Here is an 11,779-nt window from a genome sequence, read left to right on the forward strand (position 1 = left end):
GATGCGCAAAATACGCCACGCCGTTTGATTGATGCTGCGGACGCCTCAACTACAGTATGGGCTTGGGACAGTACTGCTTTTGGTGTAGGTGTTCCAAGTGTTCAGACCGTGAAGTTTAACCTTCGTTTCCCTGGTCAGTATTATGATGAGCTAACCAAGCAGCACTACAATCATAATCGCTACTACAATCCTGCTTTGGGGCGTTATGTTGAACCTGACCCGATCGGGCTTGAAGGTGGGTTGAATCCTTATATCTATGCGAATGGGAATCCTATTAATAGTGTTGATCCAAATGGTTTAGACTGTATTGGTGGCAAATGTTCAAGCAGTTTTGAACAAACAATGTATGATTGGTGGCCTGGATATAAATTTGGCACTGGTTTATATAATTCATTTTACGAAGGATCATACCAAATGAGAGGTGCAGAGTTATTCGATGGCGGACTATCATTTCTTGGGGCGTTAGGACGCATAGGCTATGTGTTAGAAGTTAAAAATATAGGAAATGTAGTTAAAACAGCAGAAGAAGCTGTAGCTTTAAGAAATGCAATAAAATTAGAATACAGGGGTCCATTAGCTAAACCTTTGGGCAATTGGCATATATCATCATATGAACAGTTATCTAAAATCAAAACCTCTGAAGAAATTATTGAAGGATCTATGAGAACAAATAAATATTATACAAATATTATCATTGGTAATGGTTTTTTTGGTGAAGTTAGAAATACATATGACAATTTAAACAGACACCCAACAAACAAAGACCCAAATAAAAAATAGTCTTTTATAATCCATATAGGAGGGTAATCCCTCCTATTCAAAATAAAGGTATATTTTATGAAAGCATCTAAATTTAATGAAGAAATCTTTATATTAAACATCCCTCCCAATATGTATGGTAAAAATACATATTACAAATTAAAAGGGGAAAAAATAGAAAAATGTAAATTTGATGAAGTGAAGGAAAAAAAAGAGAAACTTTTAGGATTTTACTTCACATTTTACACTTGGTCACTTCAAAAAAAAGAAGCGGCCCTATTCATCTATAACAATATTTTTATATTATTTTATCAAAAAGAGTATATAAAAATCACACCAAACAATATAAAAATAAACAGCTGGCTTAATTTTAAAAAAATATCAATTAATCTACCATTATCGCAGACCATAGTAATAAAAATTTTCACCCCTCCTTTTAGGTATTTAAATAATGATGGTAGTTTTCCGGAAATGGTAGAGCCTTTTTCAGCTACACTAGAAAGCATTTTAAACAACTATACTCAAAAAATAAGGATTTTTGAAAATTTAGCTAAAGAAATTTAAATATACTAATCTTTAAATTGAAAAATTTAGTATGATAGCAAAAATTAATCTCCTTGAATTTACATTAACCTCCCCTTTCCTAATTAAATTTTCAGCGTTAAAGATTTGAATATGTTAAAGAATTCAATACGAAGTGGAGATTTGACTATGATACTTACCACACACCGAAAGGAGGCCCATTCTCGATTGCGAATCCTAGATGGGAAAATGATATTATAAGTAACACACAACGAGGTGTAGTAACCAACCAATCTTGGGCATATATTTTAAGAAATGGAAATACAGCCCTAAAAATGATAAAATAAATTTATTTTATATTAGGTGTTTTTTAAAATACCTAATATAAAAAAACAACGTAAAAGAGATTAAAACCATGGCGGGTCATCATTTTATAAAGACTACATGTTTAATGTTTTTTTTATGGGCTAATCCAACTCACCCGAAAACATTTGATTTCAAGAACTTTTCTCTAGAGATCCCTGAGGATATATACATCAAAGAAACCAACGAAGAAGATTTTACTATATACAACTTATATAACACAAAAAAAGAAAACATATTAAATCTCTATATAGGAAATTTCCCAAATAGAAATATCATAGAAAGATCTTCAGCTTTATCGGAAACACCTCTAACACAATATAAAAACATAAAAATACCATATTGGAACTGTATAGAAAATAAAGAAGAAATTTGCTCTGTACTAGAAATTACATTTGATGATATCGACTTCCCGAATAAAGTACAGTTTTTCTACGAAACCTCAAATAAAAATAAAGAAATTGTAAATAACATAATAAAAAGCTTCTCAAGCGAGAGAAAAATATTTATAAACAATGGTTTTAAATTTCAAGCAAAAAACCAATCATCTGAAGTTTTCATAAACCCTTGTTTCTCAATCAACCTTTTAAATAACATGGAAATTATTGGAAGATCACCAAATACAGATATAAAAAATAATTTTATTATAAAAAACATTGAAACAAACCCAAACATCAACCCAATAGGTTTTATAACTTTTAAAGTTGACACAAAGGATAATACAGATGCTGGAATCACCACAAATCAATCAAAACATATTGATTTTTCACCTTTTTTCATTAAATTAAAAAATAAATTTAAAAGAATTTCCATTACAAGCCAAAACCCATCTATAGACCCAATATACTACAAAAATACCTTTCTAATACCATTTAATTACAAAAACAATGAATACTACTCGCTAATTAAAGCAGATATTCGTTATAGCACGGATGCTTTTGCATTGTTAACTTTATTAAATTCTATCAACTTCATAGAAAGTGAAAAATGCAAACTATAAACAAAAAATCAACACTCTGAGTATAACAACTCTAATAGTGGTGGTTAAATTCCTGCTTTGTCAGGATTTAACCCTACTATCCCTTAAGATAATATCTGAGATGAGGGGTTTACCCCCTCATTTTAAGTTTTAGGAAAAAAATTAATCAAGAAGACTTATTTAAAAAACATTTCAACATTTTTTTGTTATAAAATTCTGAAAAAATGTTAAAAAAAGCATTGAGAATTTCTTATCTTGACAAAAGTAATCATTTATTAATGCAAGCTTTTACTCTATGCGAATATAAAAACAACGAAATATATTTCATTAAAGAGAACATGGAAGATAGAATTAATATTTATTTTAATGAAATAATTAAATATTCCTACAGTATCAGCAAAACTACGGATTTATTCTCTAACGAACATATCACCGACTTAAGAAATAGATTTGATTTTATAAAAAACATCCCTGACAATTACTTAGAAATATTTCAAGAAAATCAAAAAGAAGTTTTCAAAAAATATTGGGATAATAATAAAAAAGGTGATGAAAAAATTAAAGAGATATTAAAAAGTAACGATACAAATGGAGAGATTTACGCAAAAATATTATTCTATTTTTTAGGAGATGGATTCAATTACAATAAAAAGAACAATGAAATTGTATTAACAAAAAAAATAGAGAAAGACACACATTTATCAATCATCATTAATGCCAAACAAATCAACCAAGAAATAAAAAACTATAAAAGGTTGCCTCCTTCTCCAATATTTATAAATGGATTTCTATTGATAGAATCCCATAAATTCACATTAAATAGAATTGAACACCCCAACATTAGCAGTATTATTTACTACAACAACAATTTCCTATCTGCCCTACAAGAAAACAACCCAGAAACAGCTTTAAAATGGTTATTTTTACAGTGCGACACCACTGCATTTTATATAAAAATGAGTTTTGAATTTTATCAAGAATGTTTTTTATCGTACATCAAAGAAAATAGTTAAAAAACATGGAGAAAAGATAAATGCTTAATTGGTTTAAAAAAATAATTTATGGTTTAGGCGAGATAAATGAAATTGAACGATTGATCTTAAACACTGTTAGGGAAAATTTGAGATCAGAGTCCACATTATTATGGGATGCTCAAATACATGAAATCAATAAAGTTTCCAGACTACCTGACGGTGTAGAAAGCATTTTCTACCATATAAATTTAAGAATAGGAAAGCCTGACTTTGATATAAGCATAAGATTTCCGAATAAGAAATCTAATTTACTTTTAGCAAAAGTATCACTACAATTTCGATCAGACAATATTGATGTTGAAGTTTGGTGTGAAGCTGGGTGAATATTACTTTTAAATTTCAAAGGCAGTTGAAACTATTGGCTTGAATATATAAATGAGATGTCTCCCGATGAATCGATTTCAATTCATTGTGATATTTTAGCTAACCTTATGGAACAACAATTCTGACATAAAGTGTTAAGAACGTGGAGCTAAGCTTTTATTTACATATAAATTACGTTTAATTCATATTTCAACGGCTGCGCTGAACAAAGCTATTCCTTTTTTATTCAGTTATATAACTCTCAGATGTGCAAGTCCAAAGCTAAAAATTAACGTACAAACAAATAATCCACTTACAACCAGTGCCTGAGCAGCAGCTAAAGTTGTGTAAGATAACCCTGCTTTAGTGCATTACGTAGAATTGAAGGTGGGTTTATTCTTGATTTATAACAGATCTGATAAATCAGAACGATGGAACGAGCTTATAAAATGAACATAAAATCCTACTTATATATATTATTTATTATTAGCTTAACACCTTTAAATATTTATGCAAAAAAAATAACATTTGAGAGTATTTCTCTTGAATTACCTGAAGACATTTATCTAAATAAAAAAATAGGCCCAGATTTTGAAGTCTATTATTTCTACAAAAAAAATGAAAACATCCTCAATATGTATATAGGTAATTTCCCAAATAAAAGTATCTTAGAACAACCACTAACATACAAAAAATTTAACTTAGAAAAACAACCGAATATAGAAATACCCTACTGGGAATGTGATGAAAATAAAATTTGCTCACGCACAGAATTATCTATTTTAAATCAAGAAAACCCAGGATTTAAAATACAATTTTTTTATGCAATAGACAAAAAAAACTTAGAAATTGCAAACAACATCATAAAAAGTTTAGATGCACCTCCAATAAAAAACAAACCATCTACCATAACATCTAAACAGGATAATACTGAATTACCACTACACCCTTGTTTTTATATTACCCTCCCAGAGAATACTGAAATAAACACCATCTTAAATATTAATGGAAATAATATTAGCGAACATACCATTAGAAACACAACAACTAGAAATATAAAAACAAGAAAAATTGGTTTTATAGAAATAGAAAATTCAAAAATAGAAAAAGAAGACAACATTTCAACAAGCATGAAAATTAATTTCCTGCCATTTTTCGAAAAAATTAAATCAAACTTTAAAAATTCAAATATCGTAACTTTAAACCTATCTGATCCCAAAAACCCCTACTATAAAAGCACTATAACCATACCTTTTAAATTCAAAGAAATTCAATACTACTCAATATTTACTTCAGAAATAAGGGCTGATGATGATGGACTTACTGTTTTACAAATCCTGAATAGCATAAAACCATCAGAAGATAAGGATTGTAAATTTGAACAGTGAATGTTTTCATTCTGTTTATAATAGGTACAGTCACTTGATTGATATATTAAAAGGTAAACAGTGAATAATTTTATGAAAAAAAACATCTTTATAATATCTAGTATTGTTCTAGCATCTTCTGCTGGTATCCAAGCTAAAACAATAAATATACATAATATATCATTAGTTACACCTGATGATATATTTTCCAAAAAAGATGTAGGACCAGATTTTGAATTGTACTACTTCTACAAAAACAATGACAATATTCTAAATATGTATATTGGCAATTTCCCCAATAAGAGCATACTGGAAAAGCCAATAAAATATCAAGAATTTAATTTAAACAACCAACCAAATGTAAAAATCCCTTATTGGTTTTGCAATAATCTCAAGACAGAGGTTTGTTTACGAGAGGAATTATTAATTTCAAATAGTGGACCTGCAACCACAATACAATTTTTCTACAAAACAAAAAAAGAACATATGGAAACTTCAAACAATATTATAAAAAGCTTAGCTGCCCCTAAGATAATAACCAAATTAGATACATTAGTATCAACTAGTGATAATACAGAGTTCCCATTATATCCTTGTTTCAATATTACCATCCCAAAAAATCTTCAAATAAATGGATTAGTAAATACAGAAAACACTACTATAAGTAGCCATTTAATAAGGAATATACCATCAAAAATTGAAAAAACAGATAGAATTGGTTTTATAACAATAAAAAACACTACAACGCATCAGCAAGAAGAGCTTTAAAAAAATACATTTATTGATTTTCTTCCTTTTTTTGAAAATCTTAAAACTAAATTCCAGCAAATAAATATTAATACACTAAACTTATCAGACCAGGAGCACCCATACTACAAAAATATTATAACAATTCCTTTTAAATTTAATGAAAATCAATACTACTCAACAATCATTTCTGAAATAAGATCAGATGATGATGGATTAACCATCCTACAAATATTAAATAGTATAAAACCATCTAAAGATAAGGATTGTAAATTTGAACAGTGAATGTTTTCATTCTGTTCATAATAGGTATAGTCACTTGATTGGTGAGTATACTGCTGATGGTGTTCCACCGATCGATATGTATGGATGAGTGATAAACCTTTCCTTGCAATTTATGGCTCTGGTGTAACCAGCAAAACCTACTGGTTCATCAACGATGCATTCCCTTATCTATTTGATTGATTGGTAGACAGGGAAATATATAAGTATTACTGCTGCGGATTATTTAGGAAACTATATTATCCGTCATAGTTCTGGTGCTGTTTCATATCTTGATCTTGAAACAAAAATCACATTTTCTTTAAGTAATAGCGTCAAAAATTTTCTAATTGCGTTACATTAAATAAAAATTCATAGTCAAGATAAACTTATTATATTTTTGGAAACTCTATGAAAAACATAAGCCTAGATACAGCCAAAGAAATCATTGAAACTAAATTGACTAAGATTTCAAAAGAATCTGGAGAAAAATGTGTAATTGCCAGTATTCATGAATTAAAAGATGATAGGTGGATTTTTGGCTATAATACTGAGGCTTTTATAAAATATAATAAAATTTCGCACTGCTTAGCTGGGAATATTCCTTTCTTTGTTTCAAAAACTGGCGAATTAAGACACTTAACAAATGATGAATATAATTCATTTTTGAAAAAAGAAAATTAATTTTCATCCTGCACTAAATAAATAAACTACTTATTATTTATCCATAAAAAAAGCGCCTTACGGCGCTTTTTTTTAGATATACAAATTAGTTTGCATACACAGGGAATTTTGCACAAACAGCTTCAACTTTCGCTTTTACGTCAGCAATCACTTTCTCGTCACCTTTGCTGTCGATCACGTCAGCGATCCAACCTGCAAGTTCACGTACTTCAGCTTCACCAAAACCACGAGTCGTCACGGCTGGCGTACCAATACGGATACCAGAAGTTACAAACGGTGAACGTGGATCATTTGGAACCGCATTTTTGTTTACAGTGATGTGCGCTGAGCCTAACCAAGCATCAACTTCTTTACCCGTTACGTCTTGTTTGATTAAAGACAATAAGAATAAATGGTTTTCTGTACCGCCAGAAACAACATCATAACCACGTGCAATTAACACTTCAGCCATTGCTTGCGCATTTTTCACAACTTGTTGCTGGTAAGTTTTAAACTCATCAGACATTGCTTCTTTGAAACAGATTGCTTTAGCAGCAATCGCATGCATCAAAGGACCACCTTGGTTGCCTGGGAATACAGCAGATTGAAGTTTCTTTTCGATTTCTTCGTTTGCTTTAGCAAGGATTAAACCTGAACGTGGACCACGAAGTGTTTTATGCGTTGTTGTCGTTGTTACGTCTGCAATTTGCACTGGGTTAGGATAAACACCCGCAGCAACTAAACCAGCAACATGCGCCATATCAACAAAAAGGTATGCACCTACTTTGTCAGCGATGTCACGGAAACGCTGCCAATCAACGATTTGGCTATAAGCAGAGAAACCAGCAACGATCATACGTGGCTTGTGTTCCAACGCTAAACGCTCTACTTCTTCATAATCAATTTCGCCAGTTTCAGTATTTAAACCATACTGAACAGCGTTATAGGTTTTACCAGAGAAGCTTACTTTAGCACCGTGAGTCAAGTGACCACCGTGAGCCAAGCTCATACCAAGAACGGTATCACCTGGGTTAAGAAGCGCTAGGTAAACTGCAGAGTTTGCTTGTGAACCCGCATGTGGCTGAACGTTCGCATAGTCTGCACCGAACAACTCTTTTGCACGATCAATTGCAAGTTGTTCAATCACATCCACATATTCACAACCGCCATAATAGCGTTTGCCAGGATAGCCTTCTGCATATTTATTCGTAAGTTTTGATCCTTGTGCTTCCATTACAGCTGGTGAGCAATAGTTTTCAGATGCGATTAACTCGATATGTGCTTCTTGGCGTACGCCTTCAGAAGCAATCGCTTGAGCTAATTCTGGATCAAATTCAGCAATAGAGATATTGGCAAACATTAGCGGAGGGTCCTATGAATTAGGGCTTTTAAGCCGTGCTAAAGATTGGTGCATATTGTAGCACGAAGTTTATGGTTTCACAGATTGATATTTATTTAATTATTCGTGAATTTTATTCATTCTTAGCAGGGGTTTTGATAGGCCAAAATCAACAAGCTATTTTTTATACATTTTACATCTTAGAGACTTGCATTGAAAAAGCCCAATCTTCGCAAAATGGAAAATCGGGCTACTCTCTTCTCTTAATTATTGGCAGGCATCGCCGCTTTTACATCCTTGACAATCTCACCTATATTCAAGACATACGCCGAGCCATGATCCCATTCAGTATTGGTAATGTACTGGATTTTTGACCCTTTGTTTTGTGCAATTAATACCAACGCATCCGTTGCAGCTTTAGGAACCGTTGTATCTTTTGCTCCTTGATAAATTACTACAGGCTGACTCAATTTCACCTGAGCTGGCTGAGAATCAGTTTCCAAGAACGTTTTTACCAAAGGCACAGCCATAAAATTGGTTTGTGTTCTTGGATAATTGGTTAAACTATTATTGTTTTTACTCGCATAATCCTGCATCGCTGCTCCAAATTTCTGACCTAATACATCATAGCAATCTGATTCAGCCTGTTTCGCTATCAAATCAGTTGGCGTTTTAAAAACATTAGCGTAATTAAAACTTGGTTCAAGATTTCTTAAACCTGCAGTGATCAAAGCGGTAAATGTATCTAGCTGGGCATACATCGCAATTTTTTGCGCTAAAGGTGCATTCTCAACTGACGCATTACCATTCACCAAAATTGCAGCTAAATTAGAGGCAGGTGCAACAGCAATTGTCCCCTTATAGTCAAGCTTAGCACGGCTTTGATATTGTGCTGCCCCCAATGCGGCTTGCCCACCTTGAGAATGCCCAACTGTCATCCATTGCCGTGAAACCAATTTACCTTGCCCTGCTAAATAAGATCGCGCAGCAACCACCGCATCGGTAATCGAATAGGCTTCACTTTTTACATTTAGGAACGGATGCAACTCGCGACCACTTGGCTCACCTAAACCTTCATAATCAGGTGCAACCACCACATAGCCCGCTGCCAGAAATTGGGTAATCATACCTTGAATATACATATTGGTTGCATTTCGGCTTGGTGCACATTGATCAGCAACGCCAGTCGTGCCATGCGCCCATGCAACAATTTTCCAGCCGCCAGCAGGTGTTGGCCCACCAGGTACAAATAATAGTGAGGTCGCCATGGTCTCTTTGCCATTTTGTCCTAACATTTTATACGTCATGACCGAACTTTCAGCAGCCACGGCGCTAAAGTCTGTTTTAGTATAAGCAACTGGAATACCCACCACAGGATTTTTAATGTTGTTTTCTGGAATACCTGGCTTCGGTACAAACGAAATATTGTCGTCATCGCCATTACACGCGGTAAGCAATACACTTGAGCTCAGCAGTGCAACCGTTAATAATTTCATGTTCATGTTCATGTTCATGTCATGTTTCCCTGATTTTTATCGTTTTCATTTTAGTACTTAGTATTTCTTTTACGAAGGCAAATACTTCCATAAGAATGCGCTAAATCCCAAATTGTTCAAGTATTTTTTTATTTTGCTGTTTATTTGCGCAGTTTTAGCCAAACTCTTTTTTAAATTTAAAAAAAACTAAACTGCATCTGCCTTATTCAGCACAGCTTATGAAGAATTTCTTGTAAGATATTGAAATTCTCAACTCAAGCTAGGGCAATGTTATGCAAGCAATCATTTTAGATACTGAAACACATACGCTGAATGGGTTGCCGATTGAAATTGCCTATGCCCCAATTGAAATTGAAAATGGAAAGCTCAGTCTCGATAAAAAACAAATTTTTGATCAGCTTTACCAAGTTGGTCAGCCTATTTCCTTCGCGGCAATGGCGGTCCATCATATTTTAGAATCCGATCTCGTAGACCAACCTTTTTATAATGAATTTCAACTTCCTGTTGAAACGACTTATATCATAGGGCACAACGTTGATTATGATATTGCAGCTATTGCACGTTGTGGCATTGATACCTCAAAACTAAAACCAATTTGTACTTTGGCCTTAGCACGTCACGTATGGGAAGATGCCGAAGCGCACAATATTTCCGCCCTGATTTATCTGATCTCAAAAGGCAGTGATAAAGCACGAGAAATGTTGAAAGGTGCACATCGGGCTGATGCCGACATTATCTTAACCGCCAATATTCTGATGCATATCATTCATCAGTTGAACATTCAAAATATTGAACAGCTTTATCTTGCATCTGAAGATGCCCGTATTCCTAAAAGCATTACTTTTGGTAAACATAAAGGTACTGCCATTCAGGACCTCCCTGCTGATTACATTCAATGGCTCATGCGTCAGGAAGATCTTGACCCGTATTTACGCAAAGCTTTAGAAACTAAATGAGTGAAATAAAGGATAACGTTCTCAATTTTTAGCTTATTTGCCACTTACTTTAAACAAGGCAATGATATTTAATAAATTGTTAACATTATTGTCATTTTTTAACCTTATCTTAATCTCCGTCTAGATCTTGATTTGGGGGAGATTAAGAGATGTCACATTTTTTTAAAACCGAGCTTGGGCAAACAGCCCTACAACAACGCAGTATTGCATTGACTGCACGTCAACGTCGTCTACTGCTATTAATTGACCATGAAGATTTTAAAGAACTAGATCAAGACTATAAGGAAAGGATTGCACCAACTGAACTGGTTCAACAACTGATTGATATGGGTCTACTGGCTGAACAAGCAACACCTATCGTTCAAAAAGCAAATCCAGTACCCGAATTAAAAGTTCATGATCTCAAAACAGCATCAGAGCCCGTTATAACACAAGAAACAATCGCACCAAGACCTAGTGCGGCTGAACTAAAACCAGAACCAGAAATCGAACCTGAAATTATTGAATTAGAAAAATTACCCTTTGTTGAAATCCAGCAAGTCATGATTCAAACGCTCACGACCTATTGCGGTCTAATGGCGCGCCCATTGATACAAAAAATTCAGTCGATTAGTTCTTTACAACAACTCAAAGTCTGCCAAATGCAATGGATAACCTCACTGCAAGAATCACGAATTCCACCTGCTCAACTCAATCAAACTTTAAAATTGATCAATTATTCAGTGCAGCATTTATAGTTGGATATGTAGAATATCGATAAGTTGAGAATAAAATTGATGTTTTAATAAACAAGAAGTAGCTTTATTGGAAGGTATATATTTACCTGCCTGTGTTTTTTGCCTATGATGTGGCACGCATGCGCTCATAGCTCAACTGGATAGAGTACAGGTCTCCGAAGCCTGTGGCGTGGGTTCGAGTCCCGCTGAGCGCACCATTGCATCTCCTTACCTTCTCTCTACCCTCTTATTTTTATAATCGTTCTGTTTTTAA

General features: G+C 33.3%; 12 protein-coding genes and 1 tRNA gene. 11 read left to right on the plus strand and 2 right to left on the minus strand.

Annotated features, from left to right (window positions below):
* The 8 genes from F957_RS21955 to F957_RS02715 all read left to right on the plus strand — a co-directional run.
* A partial coding sequence (locus F957_RS21955) for an RHS repeat-associated core domain-containing protein (protein WP_016660592.1) occupies window positions 1-780 on the plus strand: 780 nt, incomplete at its 5' end.
* Between the two features lie 57 nt (window positions 781-837).
* The gene (locus F957_RS02745) at window positions 838-1,323 is read left to right on the plus strand and encodes a hypothetical protein (RefSeq protein WP_016660593.1); all 486 of its coding nucleotides are present in this window, start codon (window positions 838-840) and stop codon (window positions 1,321-1,323) included.
* A gap of 373 nt (window positions 1,324-1,696) precedes the next feature.
* On the plus strand, window positions 1,697-2,644 hold the full coding sequence (locus tag F957_RS02740) for a hypothetical protein (protein ID WP_016539788.1): 948 nt from the start codon (window positions 1,697-1,699) through the stop codon (window positions 2,642-2,644).
* Between the two features lie 317 nt (window positions 2,645-2,961).
* Window positions 2,962-3,636 carry a hypothetical protein gene (locus tag F957_RS02735; RefSeq protein ID WP_228129617.1) on the plus strand — a complete coding sequence of 225 codons (675 nt, stop codon included), beginning with the start codon at window positions 2,962-2,964 and terminating at the stop codon, window positions 3,634-3,636.
* A 20-nt stretch (window positions 3,637-3,656) separates the two neighbouring features.
* Window positions 3,657-3,980: a hypothetical protein gene (locus F957_RS20885; protein ID WP_016660594.1), complete on the plus strand. Its 324-nt coding sequence runs from the start codon at window positions 3,657-3,659 to the stop codon at window positions 3,978-3,980.
* Window positions 3,981-4,409: 429 nt separating this feature from the next.
* Window positions 4,410-5,348 (plus strand): hypothetical protein, encoded by a 939-nt coding sequence (locus F957_RS02725; protein ID WP_016539786.1) that lies wholly within the window; start codon window positions 4,410-4,412, stop codon window positions 5,346-5,348.
* Window positions 5,349-5,420: 72 nt separating this feature from the next.
* Window positions 5,421-6,095, plus strand: coding sequence for a hypothetical protein (locus F957_RS02720; protein ID WP_016539785.1), 675 nt, complete (start codon window positions 5,421-5,423; stop codon window positions 6,093-6,095).
* A gap of 651 nt (window positions 6,096-6,746) precedes the next feature.
* Window positions 6,747-7,019 (plus strand): hypothetical protein, encoded by a 273-nt coding sequence (locus F957_RS02715; protein ID WP_016539784.1) that lies wholly within the window; start codon window positions 6,747-6,749, stop codon window positions 7,017-7,019.
* Between the two features lie 85 nt (window positions 7,020-7,104).
* On the opposite strand, the gene glyA is transcribed toward F957_RS02715, so the two are convergent.
* Window positions 7,105-8,358 carry a serine hydroxymethyltransferase gene (glyA, locus tag F957_RS02710; protein WP_005313196.1) on the minus strand — a complete coding sequence of 418 codons (1,254 nt, stop codon included), beginning with the start codon at window positions 8,356-8,358 and terminating at the stop codon, window positions 7,105-7,107.
* Between the two features lie 242 nt (window positions 8,359-8,600).
* Entirely contained in the window at window positions 8,601-9,839 is a 1,239-nt protein-coding gene (locus F957_RS02705; protein ID WP_032860322.1) for an alpha/beta hydrolase family protein, read from the minus strand.
* Between the two features lie 266 nt (window positions 9,840-10,105).
* Between F957_RS02705 and F957_RS02700 the strand changes: the two genes are divergently transcribed.
* From F957_RS02700 to F957_RS02690, 3 genes are all read left to right on the plus strand, one after another.
* Window positions 10,106-10,789, plus strand: coding sequence for a putative quorum-sensing-regulated virulence factor (locus F957_RS02700; RefSeq protein WP_016539782.1), 684 nt, complete (start codon window positions 10,106-10,108; stop codon window positions 10,787-10,789).
* A 149-nt stretch (window positions 10,790-10,938) separates the two neighbouring features.
* The gene (locus F957_RS02695) at window positions 10,939-11,526 is read left to right on the plus strand and encodes a hypothetical protein (protein WP_016539781.1); all 588 of its coding nucleotides are present in this window, start codon (window positions 10,939-10,941) and stop codon (window positions 11,524-11,526) included.
* Between the two features lie 121 nt (window positions 11,527-11,647).
* Window positions 11,648-11,723, plus strand: a tRNA-Arg gene (locus tag F957_RS02690).
* The last annotated feature ends 56 nt before the right edge of the window (window positions 11,724-11,779 follow it).

Source organism: Acinetobacter gyllenbergii CIP 110306 = MTCC 11365, from assembly GCF_000413855.1.
Lineage (GTDB): Bacteria > Pseudomonadota > Gammaproteobacteria > Pseudomonadales > Moraxellaceae > Acinetobacter > Acinetobacter gyllenbergii.